The 21,933-nt window shown below is 39.2% G+C and carries 20 protein-coding genes and 1 tRNA gene; 8 read left to right on the top strand and 13 right to left on the bottom strand.

Annotation, left to right across the window (positions count from 1 at the left end; genetic code table 11):
• Positions 1 to 26: 26 nt before the first annotated feature.
• From glsB to trmB, 3 genes are all read right to left on the bottom strand, one after another.
• On the bottom strand, positions 27 to 953 hold the full coding sequence (gene glsB / locus AC4IFO_RS03800) for a glutaminase B (RefSeq protein WP_490731974.1): 927 nt from the start codon (positions 951 to 953) through the stop codon (positions 27 to 29).
• Positions 954 to 1,057: 104 nt separating this feature from the next.
• Positions 1,058 to 1,387 (bottom strand): YggL family protein, encoded by a 330-nt coding sequence (locus AC4IFO_RS03795; RefSeq protein WP_219245907.1) that lies wholly within the window; start codon positions 1,385 to 1,387, stop codon positions 1,058 to 1,060.
• Positions 1,387 to 2,106: a tRNA (guanosine(46)-N7)-methyltransferase TrmB gene (gene trmB, locus AC4IFO_RS03790; protein WP_490731971.1), complete on the bottom strand. Its 720-nt coding sequence runs from the start codon at positions 2,104 to 2,106 to the stop codon at positions 1,387 to 1,389. The genes AC4IFO_RS03795 and trmB overlap by 1 nt, the downstream gene beginning before the upstream one ends.
• A gap of 294 nt (positions 2,107 to 2,400) precedes the next feature.
• Here trmB and mutY point away from each other — a divergent pair, with 294 nt between their 5' ends.
• The 4 genes from mutY (at position 2,401) to AC4IFO_RS03770 (ending at position 5,113) form a co-directional block, all read left to right on the top strand.
• A complete protein-coding gene (mutY, locus tag AC4IFO_RS03785; protein ID WP_490731969.1) occupies positions 2,401 to 3,453 on the top strand; it encodes an A/G-specific adenine glycosylase in 1,053 nt (350 codons plus the stop codon).
• Between the two features lie 10 nt (positions 3,454 to 3,463).
• Entirely contained in the window at positions 3,464 to 3,733 is a 270-nt protein-coding gene (locus AC4IFO_RS03780; RefSeq protein ID WP_219245904.1) for an oxidative damage protection protein, read from the top strand.
• A gap of 54 nt (positions 3,734 to 3,787) precedes the next feature.
• Positions 3,788 to 4,861, top strand: a complete 1,074-nt coding sequence (gene mltC / locus AC4IFO_RS03775; RefSeq protein WP_490731966.1) for a membrane-bound lytic murein transglycosylase MltC — start codon at positions 3,788 to 3,790, stop codon at positions 4,859 to 4,861.
• A 176-nt stretch (positions 4,862 to 5,037) separates the two neighbouring features.
• A tRNA-Phe gene (locus tag AC4IFO_RS03770) sits at positions 5,038 to 5,113 on the top strand.
• Positions 5,114 to 5,613: 500 nt separating this feature from the next.
• Here the strand turns inward: AC4IFO_RS03770 and AC4IFO_RS03765 are convergent.
• From AC4IFO_RS03765 to AC4IFO_RS03725, 9 genes are all read right to left on the bottom strand, one after another.
• A complete protein-coding gene (locus AC4IFO_RS03765) occupies positions 5,614 to 6,765 on the bottom strand; it encodes an MrpH family fimbial adhesin (RefSeq protein ID WP_490731964.1) in 1,152 nt (383 codons plus the stop codon).
• Positions 6,766 to 6,805: 40 nt separating this feature from the next.
• A complete protein-coding gene (locus AC4IFO_RS03760; protein ID WP_490731962.1) occupies positions 6,806 to 7,309 on the bottom strand; it encodes a fimbrial protein in 504 nt (167 codons plus the stop codon).
• 306 nt (positions 7,310 to 7,615) lie between these two features.
• Positions 7,616 to 8,239, bottom strand: coding sequence for a fimbrial protein (locus AC4IFO_RS03755; protein WP_490731960.1), 624 nt, complete (start codon positions 8,237 to 8,239; stop codon positions 7,616 to 7,618).
• Between the two features lie 59 nt (positions 8,240 to 8,298).
• Positions 8,299 to 9,045: a fimbria/pilus periplasmic chaperone gene (locus AC4IFO_RS03750; RefSeq protein ID WP_490731958.1), complete on the bottom strand. Its 747-nt coding sequence runs from the start codon at positions 9,043 to 9,045 to the stop codon at positions 8,299 to 8,301.
• Positions 9,046 to 9,148: 103 nt separating this feature from the next.
• On the bottom strand, positions 9,149 to 11,671 hold the full coding sequence (locus AC4IFO_RS03745; protein WP_490731956.1) for an outer membrane usher protein: 2,523 nt from the start codon (positions 11,669 to 11,671) through the stop codon (positions 9,149 to 9,151).
• A gap of 53 nt (positions 11,672 to 11,724) precedes the next feature.
• Entirely contained in the window at positions 11,725 to 12,255 is a 531-nt protein-coding gene (locus AC4IFO_RS03740) for a fimbrial protein (RefSeq protein ID WP_490731953.1), read from the bottom strand.
• A 63-nt stretch (positions 12,256 to 12,318) separates the two neighbouring features.
• Positions 12,319 to 12,840, bottom strand: coding sequence for a fimbrial protein (locus AC4IFO_RS03735; RefSeq protein ID WP_490732052.1), 522 nt, complete (start codon positions 12,838 to 12,840; stop codon positions 12,319 to 12,321).
• 89 nt (positions 12,841 to 12,929) lie between these two features.
• Positions 12,930 to 13,268 (bottom strand): helix-turn-helix domain-containing protein, encoded by a 339-nt coding sequence (locus tag AC4IFO_RS03730; protein WP_490731951.1) that lies wholly within the window; start codon positions 13,266 to 13,268, stop codon positions 12,930 to 12,932.
• 1,116 nt (positions 13,269 to 14,384) lie between these two features.
• Positions 14,385 to 16,595 (bottom strand): extracellular solute-binding protein, encoded by a 2,211-nt coding sequence (locus AC4IFO_RS03725; protein WP_490731949.1) that lies wholly within the window; start codon positions 16,593 to 16,595, stop codon positions 14,385 to 14,387.
• Between the two features lie 345 nt (positions 16,596 to 16,940).
• Between AC4IFO_RS03725 and AC4IFO_RS03720 the strand changes: the two genes are divergently transcribed.
• Genes AC4IFO_RS03720 through AC4IFO_RS03710 form a run of 3 tightly spaced genes read left to right on the top strand, consistent with a single transcriptional unit; the run spans position 16,941 to position 19,760 of the window.
• The gene (locus AC4IFO_RS03720) at positions 16,941 to 17,762 is read left to right on the top strand and encodes an MBL fold metallo-hydrolase (protein WP_490731947.1); all 822 of its coding nucleotides are present in this window, start codon (positions 16,941 to 16,943) and stop codon (positions 17,760 to 17,762) included.
• Positions 17,763 to 17,775: 13 nt separating this feature from the next.
• On the top strand, positions 17,776 to 19,023 hold the full coding sequence (locus AC4IFO_RS03715; RefSeq protein WP_490731945.1) for an MFS transporter: 1,248 nt from the start codon (positions 17,776 to 17,778) through the stop codon (positions 19,021 to 19,023).
• A 23-nt stretch (positions 19,024 to 19,046) separates the two neighbouring features.
• On the top strand, positions 19,047 to 19,760 hold the full coding sequence (locus tag AC4IFO_RS03710) for an MgtC/SapB family protein (protein WP_490731943.1): 714 nt from the start codon (positions 19,047 to 19,049) through the stop codon (positions 19,758 to 19,760).
• 71 nt (positions 19,761 to 19,831) lie between these two features.
• Here the strand turns inward: AC4IFO_RS03710 and hypT are convergent, their stop codons facing one another.
• Positions 19,832 to 20,740, bottom strand: coding sequence for a hypochlorite stress DNA-binding transcriptional regulator HypT (hypT, locus tag AC4IFO_RS03705; protein ID WP_490731941.1), 909 nt, complete (start codon positions 20,738 to 20,740; stop codon positions 19,832 to 19,834).
• A gap of 457 nt (positions 20,741 to 21,197) precedes the next feature.
• Here hypT and cuyB point away from each other — a divergent pair, with 457 nt between their 5' ends.
• Positions 21,198 to 21,929, top strand: coding sequence for a cysteate racemase (gene cuyB / locus AC4IFO_RS03700; protein WP_490731940.1), 732 nt, complete (start codon positions 21,198 to 21,200; stop codon positions 21,927 to 21,929).
• Positions 21,930 to 21,933: the final 4 nt, after the last annotated feature.

Here is a 21,933-nt window from a genome sequence, read left to right as displayed (position 1 = left end):
ACTTCTCCTAGAAGGCGTTGAATTAATCAGAAAACAGAACGCCCAATTCGTTTTGATAATAGCTCTAAAGCGGCACACCCGACCAAAGAGTTCCCTGCTGCATCAAGTTCAGGTGACCATACCGCCACAGTAAATTGGTTAGGGACAACGCAAACAATGCCACCACCGACGCCTGATTTTCCGGGCATTCCAATACGAAATGCAAATTCACCAGAGCCATCGTACATCCCACATGTCATCATCAACGCATTGATTTGCCTTGATTGTAGTGGAGTGATAATGGGGTCTATGGAGCAAGATGACATTCCTTGCGATGTTAAATAGGAAAAACATCTCGCTAATTCAACACAGTTCATACTTAGAGAGCAATAATGAAAATAAGTTTCGAGCACCGTCAAAACATCGTTTTCAAAGTTGCCAAATGATTTCATTAAATAAGCGATTGCTGCATTACGGCTTGCGTGCTCCATTTCAGAACGTGCAACGACAGTGTCGTAGCTAATGTCCGGCTCGCAAGCTAACTTTCGGACAAACTCTAACATACGCTGTTTTGGCGCGCTTAAACGTGACTGCAACATATCGGCAATCACAATCGCGCCAGCATTAATAAACGGGTTCCGTGGAATGCCTTTTTCCATTTCAATTTGAATTAATGAGTTAAATGGCAGCCCCGACGGCTCTTTGCCAACACGGCTCCAGATTTCATTTTCTTCATAGCGTGTCATCGCCAATGTTAGGCTCAACACTTTTGAAATGGATTGAATGGAAAAACGCTGATGGGCATCCCCTGCGGTAAAAACCTCGCCATCAAGCGTGGAAACGGCAATGCCGAGATGATGGGAAGGCACACAGCCTAAAGCAGGAATATAGTTGGCAACACAACCTTGGCCTATGAGTGGCCGAACTTGGTCTAGAATGTCGTTAAGTAGCTGGTTAGAAAACAGTGCGCTCAAAACTTTTACTCCAGAAAATAAAGGCACCCAAAACTTGGATGCCTCTTCAAACACTGAGAAACTCAGCCTATTTATTTAGCGTGATTTAATCAACCAAAAAGTGATTATTCCCACCAAACATCAAACAGTTCAGAAACAACAACGTCGTTCATCCCTTTTGATTTTAACCAATTTTCAACGATTTGGCGGTGTTCTTCGGTACATTTACCAATTTGCTGTAGGCAAACAATCCCTTCCCAGCTCAGGTAGCCGCTTGCTTCAAACGCTAAACCGTTTGGTTCGATAGCTTCAGCAATCAGTTGGTCAACGGTAGTGTCAACTTCTTCGATCGGTGTACCTTCTTTAAAACTCCATTTAACCGTAAAACCTAACTCTTGGAATTCATCCAAACGCATTTTTTTACGTAAACGACGACTACGTGGTTGTTTAGCCATTATTTGGTCCTCTCAAACATTAAATCCCATACACCGTGCCCTAACCGCTGGCCGCGCTTTTCAAATTTTGTTTCTGGTCTTGATTCTGGACGAGGAACATAATCACCCGTTGGTGATAAGTTTTTATACCCTTCGACACTCTTCATGACTTCAAGCATATGCTCTGCATACGGCTCCCAGTCGGTCGCCATATGGAAAACGCCACCGACCGCTAATTTGCTGCGAATTTTTTCAGCAAATGGCGCTTGAACAATACGGCGTTTATTGTGTTTTGCTTTATGCCATGGGTCAGGGAAAAACAATTGAACCATTGCAAGGCTCTCATTTGGCACCATGCAATCCAGCACTTCGATAGCATCATGGCACATCACACGGACATTGCTGACGTTTTCTTCTTTTGCCGATGCTAAACATGCCCCCACACCCGGAGCATGAACTTCAATGCCCAAAAAGTTTTGCTGTGGATTTTGCGATGCCATGGTCACTAATGAAGCGCCCATACCAAACCCAATTTCCAATGTTACTGGATTTGAGTTATTGAATACTTTGGTGAAATTAAAGGGTTCATTGATAAAATCAATCCCCATTTCAGCCCATTCTTTTTCTAATGCGTCTTCCTGACGTTTTGTCAGACGCCCTTGACGGCGGACAAAACTACGGACACGGCGCATAACCCGCCCTTCTTCATTATATTCGGGGGAGATAACATTATTGATCATAATAAAGGTTCTAAAAAATAGTTGCCCAATTAAGTTAATGTGCCAACGATCAAGTTGTATAAGGCTAGTAAATAGCAATTATGTTTAAATTACCCTTGATGATTCAAGCTATTAGGTTAACAACCTAATCACAAGTGATAGGGTAAGAGTAGGAGTTTAGCAAAACTTCCACAAGGATGCAGTTGATAATTGGCTAACTTTACACTAAACCACACAATAAGCGGTTTACAGCCCACCGTGTCTATGTTGCAATCCTTAGCATTATTAAAAATATCGATAAAAATAAAGTGTTCAATGGAAGCTCAACAATTTTCACGTGCAGTGCTCAACTGGTATCACAAATATGGACGCAAAACGTTGCCATGGCAGCAGGAAAAATCCTCTTACCATGTATGGCTATCCGAGGTGATGCTGCAACAAACCCAAGTCAGTACCGTTATACCGTATTTTGAGAAATTTATTTCTCGTTTTGAAGATATTACCGCCCTCGCCAATGCGCCTCTGGATGAAGTTCTACATTTATGGACAGGCCTTGGTTACTATGCCCGTGCGCGCAATTTGCACAAAGCGGCAAAAGTCGTTGCCGATCAGTACAGTGGAAAATTCCCAACCACTTTTGATGAAGTATTAGCTTTGCCGGGAGTTGGTCGCTCCACTGCGGGGGCTATTTTATCGCTGTCCCAACAGCAGCATTACCCTATTTTAGATGGCAACGTAAAACGCGTGCTGGCTCGTGCTTATGCCGTTGATGGCTGGCCGGGAAAAAAAGAGGTAGAAAACCGCCTGTGGGAAATTAGCACCGATGTTACCCCCAATGATGGCGTGGAATTTTTTAACCAAGCGATGATGGATTTAGGTGCGATGGTTTGCACCCGCAGTAAACCGAAGTGCGAGCTTTGTCCGCTCAACTTTGGCTGCGTGGCTTATGCCAACCATTCATGGCAAAACTATCCGGGGAAAAAACCGAAGCAAAAAATCCCTGAAAAAACCGCTTGGTTTTTAATTATGCAGCATGAAGACAATATATGGTTAGAGCAACGTCCTCCTTCTGGTATTTGGGGCGGGTTATTTGCTTTTCCACAGTTTGAATCTTCAGAACAATTAACAGCGTGGCTGGCGGAATCAGGCCTCTCCCATGAGACTCCTGAGCAATTAATTGCTTTTCGCCACACGTTTAGCCATTTCCATTTAGATATTATCCCTGTAAAAGTTAAGATTCAGGCATTTAATTCTGCCATGGATGAAGGCAAAGGACTCTGGTATAACTTACACCTAGGCGCAACTATCGGCCTTGCCGCCCCAGTTGAAAGTTTATTAAAACAGCTCGCCTTACTACCTGATATTTGAGGAAATTTTAATGAGTAGAACGATTTTTTGTACATTCTTACAACGTGACGCAGATGGGCAAGATTTTCAACTTTACCCAGGTGAATTAGGGAAACGTATTTTTAATGAGATTTCTAAAGAAGCATGGAGCCAGTGGATGACTAAGCAAACCATGCTAATTAATGAAAAGAAACTCAATACGATGAATCCTGACGATCGTAAAATGTTAGAACAAGAAATGGTCAACTTCCTATTTGAAGGCCATGATATTCACATTGACGGCTATACACCTGAAAAATAATCTGTCTGCCTACCTATTCTGTAGGTAGGCTTTTGCACCAATACTGTGAATCGTATGAAAAAACTATTTGCGCTGAGTTTATTGATCCCTCTAATTGTTTCGTGTTCCAGCAACCAAAAAACGGACTTTAACCCTGATTATGTCAAAGACACCAATGGGTTTGATATTTTAATGGGGCAGTTTGCCCACAATATCGAAAACATTTGGGGGATTAAAGAAGTCCTTATTGCAGGGCCAAAAGATTACGTTAAATATACGGACGAATACCGTACACGTAGTCATATTAATTTCGATGCAGGGACCATTACGGTTGAAACCATTTCAGCTGTAGAGCCATCGCAACACCTCAAAAAAGCTATTGTCACCACCTTATTGATGGGTGATGACCCCAATTCTATCGACCTCTATTCTGATATTAACGATATCCCCTACAGTAAAGAGCCATTTTTATTTGGTCAGGTGTTAGATAACACCGGGGAAGCCATTCGTTGGGAATGGCGAGCAACAAAATTTGCAGATTATCTGATTGAAAACAAAATACAGCGTCGCCAATCTGGCATGAATATCGTTTGGTCAGTCACAATGCAATTAGTGCCTAACCATCTAGACAAACGTGCCCATAAATATTTGCCGTATATTAAAAAATCGTCAGCAAAATATGGCGTTGATGAATCGTTAATTTTAGCGATCATGCAAATCGAATCCAGTTTTAACCCTTATGCGGTCAGCCGCTCAGATGCCTTGGGACTAATGCAAATTATGCCGAACACCGCTGGGAAGGATGTTTTCCGTTCCCAAGGGAAATCAGGCGTACCAAGCCGTAGCTACTTGTTTGACCCGGAAAAGAACATTGATACGGGTACGGCTTATTTAGCTATCTTGCAAAACAGCTATTTAGGCGATATTCGCAACCAAACCTCTCGTCGTTATGCTGTTATTACCGCATACAATGGCGGTGCAGGCAGTGTTCTGCGGGTGTTCCATAGCGATAAAAAACAAGCCGCTCAGCGCATAAACAATTTAGAACCGGGTGAAGTGTATGAAACCTTATCGACAAAACACCCTGCGGCTGAGTCACGCAACTATTTAATCAAAGTGAACAAAGCCCAGAAAAAATATCTGCGCTAACATGTCTGCGCAAATGAAAACACCCGTTAAATAACGGGTGTCCTTCATTATCCTGATTATTTTTAGGGGTTTTCGTTTAAAAAGTAGCTAAGGTGTTGAAAAAAAGCGCATACAGTCGAAAGTTTTTATAAAGCGCCTTGACTCAACTGATGGAATCAGGTTTAATACGTTCCGTTGCCCGGATAGCTCAGTCGGTAGAGCAGGGGATTGAAAATCCCCGTGTCCTTGGTTCGATTCCGAGTCCGGGCACCACTTTTACTCTTAAAGTGGTCCTAAAATTAGTTTTTCTTTATTCATTCAATAGCCTAGTATTTACACCTTACCGAGCAATACCAAGCCAAGATTAAGTTAAAAACTCTATAGTATTTTTACTGTGCTTGTCACCTAGTGCTCAAATATTTCTTGTACTCTTTCCAAAGAACCTATACTCATCCCCAACATTTAGAGACAAAAAAAGAAATAACATAATGTTATGTTGTTTACAGCGATGAATTAAAAAATTCAAGTTAATTGATAAAACACAGCTATCTCTATAATAATAAAAAAACAATTGCTATCGTGTTGTTTTTTATTATAAGTATAATCCCAAAATGGTAAATTAACCACCAACGTTATAATAACACTATTTGGAATGAGTCGAAAAAATAGGAATATTGTTCGGCTTTAATCATAAATCACCCAAAATAGCCCTACTCTTCCTACAAACCATTCAATTATTCAGCACTTCACCATTACTCTGTAATAGGTCTCTACTATTGCTGCTCAGCCAAAACGATGATCGAACTTTCATAGCTACCCACTTTAATTGCCTCACTTGCGCCTTCTAAGCTTCCATTAACATTCAATATCTTGATGTTTTCACCTATATTAATAGTAGGAGACTCTTCATTATTAATTTTCACCTTTACTTTAAATGGACCTAATTTTATGCTTTCCCCTTGAATAATAGAAAATTTAACATTCGCATCTCGCGAGCATGATGCATTTAATTGATAGGTGGCATTTTTACCTATATAATCCTCACTATTAACAGTTCCAAAATCCAACCCATCATTATTACCACTTAGATAACAATTTGTAGGTACAATGACTTCTCCATCTCCATTATCCGAACCTCCAGTTCCTGATTTGTTGGTTCTCACACAACTACTATTAATAACATTAGTTGGACAAATAAAAATATTATATTGAGGAGCAAAATTATAATTTGAAGTTAAATTTAAAACAGTCATATAACCATATTCCATTATAGACCAATTATTATATCTATCACCAGAGGTCCAGGAAATAGGCGTTCCCCAAGCAATATAATACTCGGGCACATCAACTGGAATTGTTAATTGACTAAGCGTAGGATCATCGCCTTTAATTTCATTACAATTTTTATTAACCATCACACTTTGCTCTGGAGCATAATAAACGCCAACTATATTAGCTGCTTTATTGGATGAATGGCTGTATAATGATGTGCTATTTTCTGTATAATAGCTTGCGTAAAATGAAGGTATAAAATAACACTTCCCAGTTGAGGATATTGAAGTTGTTAAAGCTCCAGAACCTCTCAATCTGATAATTGCTGTGGTATTATTATACCTATATAAGCTAAACCTCACTCGAGTACCAAATGGAGAGTTACCCGTATATGCAGCTCCTTTATCGATAAGGTTAGGAGTTCCGCCCCCTAACACTTCAGCAGAAAATGGTACAGTTATCGCTCCCTGCATGAACTGTGCATAATTTGAAGAAGGCCAACCTTGAGAGGAACTAGCATAGTCTATCCAATAACCTGCATACACTGATGAGGAAAAGCCGTAAGCAAAAACAGTTATTAGCGCGACTAATTTGATATGTTGGATATAGTATGTAGCAATACCGCCAACATAAGAAAGCAAACACTTTAGCATATTAAAAATAGTCCTAATCAGCTAGTAAAATAAAAATTTATTACTCATAATCAACATACAAAACTCCAGATGCATAAAATTCACCATATAAGGGTTCAGCATTTGAATTCACTACTGGCTTAACAATAATCACGGGCTTATTAGAATAGTTAAAAGAAAACGATTTATATGGCGACAATAATTCACCATTAACTTGCATCATTAACCCCAATGTATTATTAGATGTCGCTATAAGATTATCAGAAAATTTAGCTGACTCAGATTCAAAGGTTAACTTTAACTTAGGATTGTTTATATTTTCAGAACCACAATCCAGATTATAGATCACCTCTTTTTCATACCGGGGATTAGTAACATCATTATAGTTTATTGTTTTAAAATCAACTGTTATTGGAAAACCTTTTCCATCCACACCATATACATCACAGCCTTTCTCTATAACATTAACTTTCATTTTTATAGAAAACGACTCTCCAAATGCGGCAAAACTAAATAAAAAAACAAAGACTAAAACCACATTACTTAAAAAAAATTTCATCCTCATAATAAGCCCTATAATATATATATTTTCTCACGCAGAGGTAAAGTAAAATAAATCAATAATCATACATTTTCATACAATTACATATCAAAAAACAAACCACAAAACAAAATAAAATAAAATAAAATGATGTGTAGCTCAGGATATTATCGACTTTCATTCTACACATTTACACTTGTGAATTTCCCTTATCCCTCTATATTAAAGTAAATTCAATATTAGAGAATTAATCCACAATAATATAGTCGAATAAAAAACTAGCTAATATGAACATAATACTCATTTATTATTACGTACACGTTATCTCTTTTACTCATAAAACATTTCAAACGCAATAAGTGCCGAATAGGCAGCTGGTACGAACGGCCCCATTTTCACTGGTGTCACGTAATACGTTAATTGGCTTTGCCCCGATGGTAGCAATTGAGGTTCACTTTCCTCCCCCATCGGTAATAACTTCCCGCTAGGTGTGCTAACAGCCAATCCCACCCCTTTGGCCCCCATCACCTGAACAATGTTTCTATTAAACGATACTGTCGGTGCCACAAAACGAACTTTCACGGCTGGCTGCGTTGAACTCCACGCTATCATTCCAGTTTGAACATTTTCAAGTCGGGTCGCCGTTTCTAAACAATCCTCCAATTCAATTTGAAACGGAACAGAAAGACCTTTGCCATTACGCTGTAAGGTAGCTGTATCCAAGTTCCCCATATCCACAGTCTGGTAGCTCGATATCATTGCCAAACGACATGGACTTTCCGTCAATGTCCCTTTGACATAGACCACCCCGTGCTGTCCATCAACATTCCAGTTATCAGCTGAGCGATAGATATTACCATTACTATTTGCCATGCTAGGTACATTGATAATACCCCCCAGTACTACCGCTAGTAGGCCACGACAAAGTCTAAATTTTCTTTGTTGACTAGCCATCTGACACTCCTTGCTCTCTATTACGTTAAGCACCGCCAGTTAGGCGCTAAAAAACATTATTAACTTTTATTACTCTGCACAACATCACACGTCTGCGACTGGCAACGGAACGTCAAAGTTGGGCGGCCACCAAAATCATTAATGTAGGTCAGCACAGGGCTACTGCCCAATAAGCTTACGTTAACCCCCAAATTATCTTGACTAAATGGGGGAACCATCACGGGTGTAAACTCTTTGCCGTTCGTTGATTTCGTATTGGCAGTCGCGTTAATAATTGTCACGTAATACGGTGTCGGATTTTTCAAAATGTACTGTTCGCCTTGTTTTTCTAAAGTTAATTTTTCTTGCCACGGTGTGTTATTTTTTTCTGGAACTATCGCCTTAGGGCGGTAAAACAACTTCACTCGTGTCTGTAAGGCAATTTGCAAAGTATTCGGTTTATCACTTTTCGGCGGTATTTCCCTCAAATTAAAATAAAACAATGATTCACGGTCTTGTGGTAATGCATTAATTGCTGGTAGCGCCTCTATTTTTACTTGGCTTGATTTTCCTGGCTCTAAACGCTGTACAGGCGGCAACAGCACTAACGGCGACTGAATTTTTTGCCCTTCCGTATTTTCAATCCAACCTTGCGCTAAATACGGTAACTGCTTATTGTTATTGGAAATATTTAATGAAACCGATTTTTGATTCCCGTCGAAAATAACACGAGTGCGGTCCATGGATACCGCACCATTAGCGGTATTGAATAACATAGTGCAGCCGATGAGACTCAAAACAATACTCGAAGCGATTTTTAATTGCATAGTGATTTACCTTTATCAAATAGGGAAAAAACTCACATTCCCTAAAGTACAACCTGATTGAGACCCACGTCGTTCTCTGGGGGTCATTTCTTATGTGAATGGCTTACCCTTTAGGTTCAGCCAGTGCTATTGGGATACACGGTAGCAACAAGGTATTTTGTAGCGTTCCGAACTCATGAGGGAAACGTACTTCGCACGCTTTGTTCTCCCCCCACATCACAGTCATCACATCAGCAGGGTTAATACCGCTAATGTAGGCACTACCCATATCCCCAACAATACCCGTATTTTGACCTTTGCTATTTTGTACTTGCGCTCCAAAAGGTGGATGACTACCGTCAGACAAACGCAACACAGTCATCGCTTTTTGGCCTGAAACGACCGCAAAGTGCCGATAACCCACAGCGCCTTCCGTTAAGGTTGCTTGCACAACGGATTGCTGCGCATCCACGTTATCTGGCAATGTATTTAAATCAATCTGCGCCTTGCTACGGTAGTAACTGCTCACGTCACCAACCACTGCTTTACCAAACATATTTGAGGTAATTGGTGCGCCAATCCCTTTAATCGGCACGTCGGCTACGCCATCAGTATCAACCAACAGCCGCGTACCGCCTGGAGTATTGATACGATGTAAGTCCCCGCCTTCAGCCGTTAATGTCATACCACCGCTGGCCGAAACGCCAAACGCACTATATTGGTTATGCATATAACTAGCGTTTGCGGCGAAACGTGCCACATCTGACTGATGGGTTATAAATGCACTTCCCATCCCGCCTTTTTTACTGCTGCCTGCACTAAGTTGATAGGTTGTCCGGTCATCAATGCGATCGTAATAGGTAGCTCGGCTAGTAGTGTCGTAACGGCTACTATTCAGGGAGTACCCGACGTTTGCCCCGTTACTTAATGGGAACGACGCGGATAAGAAAATACTGTCATCCTTAACTCCGTTATACTCACTGCGATTAGCTGACAAATTAACACTGACATTTTTAATCGACCCGATATCCATATACTTCGATAACATAACACTGTAATAATCGTTATCCGGTTGATCCCAATAGGTTTGATGGTTGTAGTTCAGGTACAATGACATCCCAAGATCAGCAAAATTTTTATTAAGCGATACGGTGTACATCTCTTTATTGCCCCCGAAACGCTCCCCCGCTTTTAAAGCAGCCAAGAAATCCGACATGGACATAAAATCGCGTTCGGAGAAACGATAACCAGCAAACTGAATAGTACTGTCTATGGTCTCAAAGCGTTTCGAGTAGTTAATACGATAAGAACCCCCACTGACACGGCTTTCACCCGGTAAACGCGCTAACGACTGGGTCACATCAAATGATATGGCTCCAAATGCTAATAAATCACGCCCTATACCCAACGACATCGCATTATAGTTTTGGCTGTTAAGGCTCCCTCCAAACAGAGACCAACCGTTATTGACTCCCCAAGAAAACTCTCCGGTAACAAAACTGTCACCTTCACTGTGACGTTGGTAATTCGTTGGTTGCCCTAAAGCTAATTTGTATTGAATTTGGCCTGGGCGTGTCAAATACGGTAAGTTTGCCGTATCTACCTGAAACTCTTGTGTTGAGCCATCTTGTTCCTTGACAGTCACATCCAATTTACCGCTTACGGCATCACTCAAATCCTGAATGCGGAACGGCCCTGGAGCGACTTGTGTTTCATATAAGACTCGGCCTTGTTGACTCACTGTCACCGTGGCATTAGTTTTAGCAATCCCTGTCACTTCTGGGGCATAGCCACGTAAATTTGGTGGCAACATATTCAAATCGGAGCGCACACTCGCACCAATAAAACGAAACGAGTCAAATATGCTGGATACAAGGTAATCTTCACCTAGCACCAGTTTTGCTGCTAAGTTAGGTAACGCTCGATAGGCATAAAAACGGTTCCAATCAAAATCTTTACTGACGGTACTGCCAGATCCAGTTGAACGGTTTAAGCGTCCTTGCCAATCTGCACGAAAACGCCACGCACCGATATTCACACCAGCAACCCCGTTACCGTTTAAGGCATAACTGTCTCGTCCGCCGTTATAGGCATTATTTGTGTTACCATTCACGTTGTAATCAAACATTAATGCTGCAATGCCTTCGTCCCAACGAGATGGTGGATCCCAGTTCGGTGCCGTATACTCCAAATAGGCCTGTGGGATACTCACGTACAAGGAAGACGTTGCTAAATCACCACGCACTTGCATGCCGGGTACGCTATCCACTAATAAACACTGTCCCTCATGCCAAAATGTGGCCTCTTTTTGAATATTTGACTGAAGCCCTAATTGACTCGTAACTTCAGGTGAAAGACACGGAATACTCCCCTCAGAGTCATTCTCAGGGACATAAAATGGAATAGAGACTTCAGGTAGCTGTTCTTCATTCACTTTGAGTGTAAAGGAATAAGTACCTGGCATAATATAACCAGCACGGGAAAATTGGTTCAGGTCAATGTTATTTTTGTCTTCTAAATCAAGTACATCAGTATTAAACTCAAACGCCTGCGTAGCAAATACTGGTACCGAGAGTCCATACAGCGATAAAGCAATCGCGAGGCTCAGCCCCTTTTTGGGGAGAACTGAAGATTGTGTTGAAGACATAAATAACATCCCTAAAAATCAAGTAAAAAAACAAAAAAAAGCAGGACATTTTTTTAGTAATATTCAAGCTTAAATCGCAATGCACCTTGGTATTCCCCTGGCCGTAATATATGGGTGTCAGAAACGAGTCGTAACCCGTAATGCAACACAGAATTACCTGGTATGATGGATTGTTTTTGTGTGGACTGGCCGGGATAAATTGGCTTTCCGTGCACGTCTTGCAGTGATAATGCGATACCTCTTGCATCCCCCGAAACAGAAAACCATTCACCGTTCACTGGCCCATCAAAAGTAACGGAAAACATTTGCCATCTATCCCCTGCATGCGGAGTTAATGTGCAACCAATAAGCGCAATTGAAAAAGGGTGCACAGGTCCTTGTCCCTCTTGACGTATTGCGCCTATTGGCAACACCCCCATATCCACTGTTTGTTCATGCGAGCCTGTATCAATAGCACAGGCAGAATTGACGATACTGCCATTCATGCTAAAGCGACCAAAAATAGGCGAAGATTCTGCCTGCACATAAGGCAGAACCACAAGTTGACTCAAAAGTAATACAGTATTAATTGAGATAGCGTTCATTATCCCTTCCCTGTTCACTAAAAATTGCCCTTCAACAATAGTCTCAGGGCAAGACACTTTCGCTTACTGGTAAGCTAAGGTGAAATTTGTGACTGCAGAGAAATTACCTGGAACAACTGTTGCACCTTTCAAACCTTGCAGTGCAGCAGTAAATTTCAGCTCGTTATCACCCTTTATATATTTTTGACTATGCTCACTGTTTACTTTGATTTGTTCACCAGTGGTATTCATAATTTTGACTGCTGCGCCTGAAGCTTCGCCAGTAATTTGCAGCATGCCTGTATTTGTCTCTCCATCAACTAATTCAGAACCGTTAAACGTAACTTTAACGATATTATCGCCTTTCAAGTTACAGCCTTCTAATTGAATAGAAAATGGCTGAGCACTTGATGATCCCCCTGCGGTTAGAGTTACATCAGACACTTGACCTAATTCCACTTCTTGGTTTTCTTCACCTGGTGCGATAGAACACGGTGCAGAAATAATAGAACCAGTGAACGTTACATTACCGCTACCTAAATTTGCAGCTAAAGCAGAAGTACTCATTACGCCAGAAATTAAAGTTGCTAAAATAATTTTTTTCATATTACCCTCAGATATTGACATATATAACACCATACTTTTTAGTATGGTATTTTCCAAAATAGATACTATTAAATTAACTAAGTATCACACTAATAAAAATAAACAGGCTCAGACATAGATATAACTGTCTTTAAAACAGAAGCATCACTAGAATAATTACTTTTAACTTCAGATATAATACTATTAATTAAACTTTCAAAAGGAATAGCTAGTACAATTGAAACATTAAGCAGCAAATCAAGAGTCATTTTATTAACACCTCTTTCATAACGCGATATTTGCTGTTGAGAAATATTTAATCGCTTAGCTAATTCTCGTCCGCTAATTCCAAGCTCTTTTCTTTTCTTTTTAATAACAAGGCCACTATAAGCTGAAAAAAAATTATCTGGAATATTGGACCAATTAAAATCCTGGTCAAATTTATTCATAAAAAATTTCTCGAATCATACTAATAACTAACTTTTTAGTTTCAGTAATTCATATGAATTTAATTTATTAAAATACACATTCATTAAAATATACAATTATTAAAATAAATAAATTAACAAATGATTAACGATGCTCAACAACTCATACGTTACCATTAATAATTTAATTTATTTTTTAATTTAAAATCGGTTACTCAAGCTTGGATACAATTATAAGGAGTGATTATTTCAAAATCAAATTGACAAATCAGAGTTTTTTAAAAAAATCATTGTGTTTACATATTTTACAATTCATTCCTTTTATGAAAAAACAATGAATTATACTTATTTCATAATACGAATAATATCTCTTCCCATTGGTACACATAAAGCGAGTAGACAAACAAGCTACATCCCACACAAAATAAAGTATTTAAATCTAACATTCACATTTTTTCATAATTGATTATATTTTGTATTCATTTTCATAAGGTAAAGTAATGAAAACACATATAAAGAGTAATTTTTTTTAAAGAAAAAATACCAAAAACAACATAAAAAACCGTAATGCACTGAATTTATTGAATAAATAAAAAACACGCAATAAGAGTTGAAATTGAAGGTAAAATTGAATAAATAATAAGTTTTGATACAAAAGATTCCTTGTTAGTGAGAAACCTATGACGTACTCCTATGTTACCGCCCCCCTTTTTTTGCTTTGTATCTCTCCTCATAATCTCTACACTTGATACTTAGATATCACAGTGACACAGGCAAACTCGGATTTTTTGATGGAATTTAGCATCTATGATTAGACGAAAGCTAGACTCCATTACTAAGCATATCAATGAATCTCATAGATATCGTTATTTTAGAGATCACAGGGCTATATAGTTTTTTGGCGATACCGCAAGTCTAGAGGAAAAAGAAGAAAGTGTTGATTACACTATGATTTCATTCGAAAAAACTTAACTTTATGGAGGAATGTGCGGCTTTATTTAAACTCATATTCATAATACGATGGCGCACCGAAATTTTAATGATATTGAATTGACTTGATGAACAAAATCTTACCTTCATCAAATCTAACAATGCGACTTTTGCCGCATTGCTCTTACCAATCAAACAACGCCTACCCTATCGTTCCCCTTGGGTATCCACTAATAAACGCTGATTAATGTATTCAATAGTTTCCTCTATTGTCATGATCTTATTCACCACATTGGTAATACCCTGACCAATAATCACTTCAGCTTGGCGCAAATTAAACAACTTGCCGTTTGGAATGGAAGATTCACGGATCCCACCGTTAATTTCTTGATAAGCCAATGGCATCCACGGATAGCGATGGCAAATTTCTTGGTTATGGCTGAAATCTTGGTGATTGCTGTTCCCACCCAATAAAATCAGATGATCCATCACGATAGGCGAATAGAGCCAGCGATAAAACTGCTCTGCGTAATGTGATTTTTGGCTGTAACGAGAGACGCCAAGCGCCCCACCCCCGAGCTGAGGAAGCCCGCCAGGCACTGGCGCATAGCCAATTTTAGGGAAAATATCACTGTGAGCCACATCATTGAACAGATTCATATAGGCAATCAACATGGCAAGCTCACCTTGCTCAAATTGCCTAACTGACTCACTCCACCACTTTTCATGAATGTTTTCAGTGACAGAAACTTGGTGTAAGTAATCACTTAACACCTTGCCTGCCAAGGGCATTTCTAATCGAGGGATATCCCCCTCCCCAATTAACCGCCCACCTTCAGCGTAGTAGCGTAACAAATATTCACTGGCGATAAGACCTGCACTTCCCAGTGTTGTTGATGCACCAATTGGTCGGGAAAATTGCCCTTTCTCATGTAGCTCTGTAAAAAACTGCGTAACTTGGTCGTATTCATGAAAATTAGCCGGCACAGTCAATTCATTGCCTGTTTTCTCGTAATACATGCGTTTTAGAATCGGGTCTTCAAACAAGTCTTTTCGATAAAACAGCAACTGTGCACTCGCATCAAACGGCATAGCATACGCAGTATCCCCCACTAAACTAAATTTTTGTTGAGTTGGAGTCGAAAAATTACTTAATAAATCCGTCACTCCGTCCCCAATTTTATCGAGTGGCTGTAATATGCGCTCTGCAAACCAAGGAAAGCAGGCCATATCAATACGCAATAAATCATAATAAGGGTGTAGATGGAGCTGGCCTAATATTTGGTAAACTTCATCATATGGGTGTATGGCTAAATTCACCTTAATACCTGTTTGGCGATAAAAATGGGGCAATAGCTTTTTAAGCGCATTGGTTGAAGGGCTTGGCAAAATAAGGAGATTCAAGCTCGGCTCAACGGTATTAACGGTGCTCAGTGCTGGCGTTGCAGTATACAAATTACCACTTTGGTTCCGCACATAAACCGTATTTTCACCCGCGACGCCACTTTCCTGCACATCTTCTTTCATTAATTCATCGACAACTTCCAGCCCCAATTGCGCATAGTTCATTGGAAAGCAATGCAACCCTTTTAATATTGGTGGGATATTACCACTTAAGGCGAAAATGGCAGGGCAATCACTGTGGCTACCAAAAAAGCTGGCTTGAGTTAAAAAGCTCGCTTTTTCAATATCTTCAGCTACAAATAAGTCCGGTATTTGGTCTAAGGTAAAAAAATCAAAAGCCGCTTTGTACGATTCATCATTCGACGCACGGATCACAACATATTTTTTATTCGGTGCTTGTTGTTTCAGGCTTTTTTGTAACTCACTCACAAATGTTGAGTGCTCTAACTCACCGTGTTCATCACTAAAAATTCCCACTAGTTGGCTGCGGCTTGTCGCAATTTGATGGCAAATGGCATCAGCGGCTTGAGAAAAATCTAACGTGAAAAAGTGGTGGGCATTAGCTGGTTGGCGATAAATAAATACGATTTGAGAAGCGGGCAGTTTTAACGTGTCAAAATAGGTATTTGCGTCTTGCAAGCAACTCACTGCAACCACCTGTTTATACCCACCCGCCGCAATTTTTTGTAATGCATCTAGCTCTGTAGTTTCAAGATCATCCGTCAAAAATAGATCATAGGTTATCTCTGGATATAAAGAGATTGACTGCCTAAATGAATTAAAAAAGATTGCATATTTATCGGACACTAACTGCGGTAGCAGTATCGCGACTTTATGGCTCTTATTAGTTCTCAACAATTGTGCTTGTGTATTGAGCTGATACCCCATTTGTTTTGCCGCTTTATACACCGCTTCAATTTTTTCCACACTTACATTTCCACGCTTATTCAAAACGTTAGAAACCGTTCCATGAGAAACACCCGCCAATTTTGCAATGTCTTTAATTGTTGCCATTTGTCTTTTTCACCTTAGTTGCTTCTCGCAATAGCATACCTGAATTATTTATCACGACTACCGATAATTAATTTGAACGTTCCAAAATCAATCCGCTGATATAACAAGCAAATAAGCCAAAAAACATCATTTTTATATAAATTCGAATGAAAAACAAAAATAAACAAATTAATCAAATAGATAGATATTTTAATTTGAATGAGATCACTGATCTAAACATCTATTATTGGCAAAATAAGTCACTCAGATTAATATTGGAACGTTCAAATGATAAAATTGTAGATTTAACACCAGCACCAGGGATTTAATAAAATCAAATAAAACAATAATATAAAGGTAATTATCATGAAAATTCACTTTTTAGGTACTGCGGCATCAGAGGGCATCCCAAACCCTTTTTGTCGTTGTGAGCATTGCCAAAAAGCAAGGCAACTTGGCGGTAAAGATATCAGAACCCATTCATCAGCGATTGTTGACGACCTGATGTTGATCGATGTATCCCCAACATTTAGCTACCAGCTTATGCGCGATGGAATGGATGCAACTCATTTTGAAAGCCTGTTATTCACGCACACTCACCCCGACCATTTTAATGTGGGCGATCTGTTCAGTAGAATGGAAGGCTATGGCTTTGAAATTCATCATCCACTTCATATACTTGGCAATGATCGTGCGATCAACGGTTGCCTTGAAGTGTTACCGGGGTACAGTAAAGAGCGTTTCGCTTTTCATTGCTTAATCCCTTTTGTCACCGTTGAAAGAAACGGATATAAAATTACGCCATTACTGGCAAACCATGCGAAATGGGAACTTTGCTATGTTTATCATATTGAAAAAGATGGCAAAGCAATTTTCTATGGCCACGATTCAGGCTGGTTCCCAGAACTGACTTGGCAATGGCTTGAAAACAAACCTCTGGATATTGTTGTATTCGAATGCACCTATGGCCTAAATGGCAATAATCGCACCGATAACCATATGAGCTTAGAAACCGTTTTTGCAGCACAAGAAAGACTGCAACAACAAGGTTGTTTGCATTCTGATACCCAAATTGCCGTTTCTCATATTTCACACAGTGGTAAATTACTGCATGAAGAATTAGTGGCGGTTTGTGCTCCTTATAATATCCGTGTCGCATATGACGGATTAACGTTAGAAACACATTAAGAGGGAAATAAAAATGGATATGAAAATTACTTCCCGCTTACTGATTATGATGTTTGTCCAATATTTCATGCAAGGTGCATGGAATATGACTATGGGGCTGGTATTAAGCACCTATGGAATGGCACATATTATTGGTAATGCTTATGCGTTATTAGGTGTCGCGACCATTATTTCCCCGTTATTTATTGGTATGGTTGCTGACCGTTTCTTTGCATCACAAAAAGTGATGGGGATCCTTCACTTAATTAATGCCGCCGTTATTTTATGTGTGCCTCAATTTATTGAAGCACAAAACAGTGGCATGACCCTATTTTTGATCTTCATTATTGGTCTGCTGTTTTACCCAACAACCGCGCTTTCTAATAGCATTAGTTTCTCCCATATTAATGGCGTGAAATATTTCCCTATCATTCGAGTATTCGGTACGTTTGGTTTTATGGCTATCGGGTTTATTTTAGGGGAAATGGGTTTCTCTGGCAGCACAATGACATGGTATATCGCTTCTGCCGTTGCGGTCGTATTAGGTTTTTACTGCTTTACACTGCCAAATACACCACCAAAAGCCAAAGGCAAACCGTTCTCTGCACGCGATATTTTATGCCTAGATGCACTTTCATTATTTAAAGACCGCTATTTCGCCATTTTAATGTTTAGCATCTTTGTATTAATGATCCCAAAAACAGCTTATTCCGCCTACATCCCTGTGTTTATTAAAACACTCGGGTTCGACAATGCCGCATCGATTATGCAAATCGGTATTGCTTGTGAAGTCCTGTTTATGTTCTTCCTATCGTTCTTCTTAATGAAATTTGGTTTTAAAATCACCTTATTATTAGGGGCAATTAGCTGGATTATTCGCTCTACCTTATTTGCCTATGCTGCGGTTGATACCAGTTTGTACTTTATCGTGTTTGGTTTGATGCTTCAGGGATTATGTTGGGACTTCTTCTTTACTGCTGGCGATATTTATGTCGACCGTAAAGCAAAACCAGAAATCCGCGCACAAGCCCAAGGGTTACGCTTTATTGTTTCAAACGGCTTCGGTTTATTATTTGCCTCCACGATTTGCGGGCAACTATTTAACTCAACGGTTACAGAAAAAGGTAGCGAGTCCTTACCACAATGGGAAACCTTCTGGCATTACCCTGCTATCGTCGCCGCTGTCGTTAGTGTGTTCTTTATCTTCTTCTTTAAAGATGATGTATCTAAAAAGAAAAATAATGACGATAAAAAAGCACCTGAGGGCGCTGTAGCACCGTAATTTGAAATATACAGAGGTAAGCCATGGATGCTCTTATACAGTTTGTCGACACCATTGGCCCTTTGTCACTATCCAGTATCGCTAAATTACTCGCCGCCTTTATTTTAGGCGGCTTTATTGGCTTAGAGCGTGAATCAAAGGGAAAACCTGTCGGCTTTAAAACTTGTGTCATTATTGCCGTTGCCAGTTGTTTATTAACCATTGTTTCCATTCAATCTGCCGAATATTACGCCAATATTTCAGATAATATTCGCAGTGATCCAATGAGATTAGCTGCACAAATAATCAGTGGCGTGGGTTTTCTAGGCGCGGGGGTTATTTTACATCGTCGTGATGATGCGATTTCTGGATTAACAACTGCGGCTATTGTTTGGGCTTCAGCAGGGGTTGGAATTGCTTGTGGGTCAGGCTTTTATTGGCACGCATTAATTGTCACCGTTCTTTTTTTCTTAGCGATTCAACTTAGCCCGCAAGTGGCATTGTTTCAGATGAAAAATCAAAAATTAGGTAAGATTAAAGTTCGAATGTTGTTTACCCACGAGGATGGCGTTCCCTTACTCATTGAGTATTTAAAACAGCATAAAGACATTATTGAAAACCTAACAATACGCGATATTAAAAAAGAGCGAGTTGAAGTGAATTTAAAGCTGGTGGTTCGCCAAAAAACCACATTGCCTGAATTTTATTGCTCGTTAAAACAGTTATCCTATGTGCATTCTGTTTCTTTAGATCACTAATATTCAACCATTGTATGGCACAAAACCCGCGACTAAAGCGGGTTTTGTCGTTATAGGATTTCTATTAGGTTTTACAAATGCTTTAAATCCTCGGGAATATTTCTCTTCAAAATACGCCAAAAATCCTCTGCGGTTTTATTTAAGCGAGTGTCCATGCGGTAGATGTATGCTTGGATTGGAATGGTTAACTCTGGGGTATCAAGACAAACCAGCTTTTTTTCTTTCAACTCATTGACCACTGAATAAATCGGCAACCATGCGATGCCATGACCGTCCAACGCCATATTTTTCAATAATTCACTCATGGATGACATAAACAACGTTTTCGAACTGATTGTACCGAACTCACTTAACCGACGGTTAACTAATCGGCCCATATAAGAGGCATTGGTATAATTCAACAAGGGAACTTGTGGTTGGTAAATATCAAATAACGGCTTGCCAAATTCATCTGCGGCACAGATAGGGTAAAGCTCAGACTCAAAAACATTTAAACATGAAAATGGCGACTGCATTAAATCCTCATCGTAAAATGAGATAATAAAATCACTTTTTCCTTCCCTTAACGCATTCACCACCTGCACCACATCAATGGCTTCAACATGATAGACAAATTCTTCGCCATAACCAGACAACGCATGAACAAGTTTGGGTAACAATGTTAATGATAAAGAATGTGCTGCCGCAATTTTAATATTAGGCAAACTCAAAATATTATGGCCCGATAACTCATTCAAATTACACTCTAATTGCTGTAACAAGCTACGCGCTTGAGAGTGGAACACTTTGCCCTCTTCAGACAACTGCAAGGGTGAAGTGGTTCTATCGAATAGTTCCACGCCGATAGCTTCTTCTAACGCCTTAATACGCCGACTAAAAGCAGGTTGAGAAATATTTCTCTGCTCAGCAGCATGGGAAAAATGTCGGCAAGATTCCAAGGTTAAAAAATCGTATAGCCACTTTGTTTCTATATTTTTCATGTTATTAAGCCTTAAGCAGACTCGCTGTTAAAATATAAAATAATAATGAGATTCTTATTGGTATATTTAGTTAACCATCAGTTAAATTATCATGCATAGATTGTATGTCTGTTATTTGTATTATGCATAAGGCTATCGTTTTAAACATTAATAAAAATCAAAATTTATTTTTTATTCACTAGAACATTATCGTCAAACCCAATTATATTCAGGTTTTACCTTTCATTTCATTGCGCTCCTTCGAGTTAACATTAAAATCTTAATGCATATCTTGCATCATCCCATACTTACTTGCATTTCTCTTACCTAAAAAACATTGCTAAAAATTAGTCACTGATTAATTAGAACTAATCGTTAATAATTAATTAAATAATGTATTTCATGTTAAATAAGTTAAGTAACATCGCGTTTAATTTATCTTAAATCAAAAAAAGATAAAAATCGCAGGAGCGTAATAATGAAAGGTTTAATTGGTGTATTAGGTGGAATGGGTCCAGCAGCAACCGTCGATTTATTTAATAAGTTTGTAACATATACAGTTGCAAATAAAGACCAAGAACATATTCCATTAATTATTTCATCCATTCCTGATATTCCAGATCGTACAGAAGCATTGCTAAACCACGGGGTATCACCACTCCCTTTAATGACTGATTACTTAAAAAAACTTGAAGATGCAGGGGCGGAATGCATTGTAATCCCTTGTAATACAGCACATTTTTGGTTCGATGAGCTAAGAAATGCATGCCATGTCGATATGCTCAGTATTGTTGAAACCACCATGCAAGAAGTTCTATTAACTAAGAAAAAAAATATCGGTTTATTAGCTACGAATGCAACCATGTATATGGGGCTTTATCAAAAAAGTATTGAACAAAAAAAATTAAACTGCATAACACCTGATGATGAAAGTCAGAAGTTAGTGATGAAAAGTATTTACTTATTAAAATCTGGAAATAAAGATGCAGCAGAAAAAATCATGAAGTCACAAGCTGAATTATTATTTTCACGCGGAGCTGACGTCATTGTTTTAGGCTGCACTGAAGTTCCCGTTATTTTAGCTAATGAAGTCAATAAGCATCCCGATAAATATATAGATTCAACCGGTTCTTTGGTTAGAGCAGGCATTCATTGGTATGAAGGCCGAGTGGGAAAGTCACATTTAATAACAAACCAAAATTCACAATAAATAT

The sequence above is a fragment of the Providencia sp. UF-224 genome (assembly GCF_058245955.1).
The sequence above is the reverse complement of the archived record's forward strand: the minus strand, read 5'-3'. Positions and strand labels throughout refer to the sequence as shown.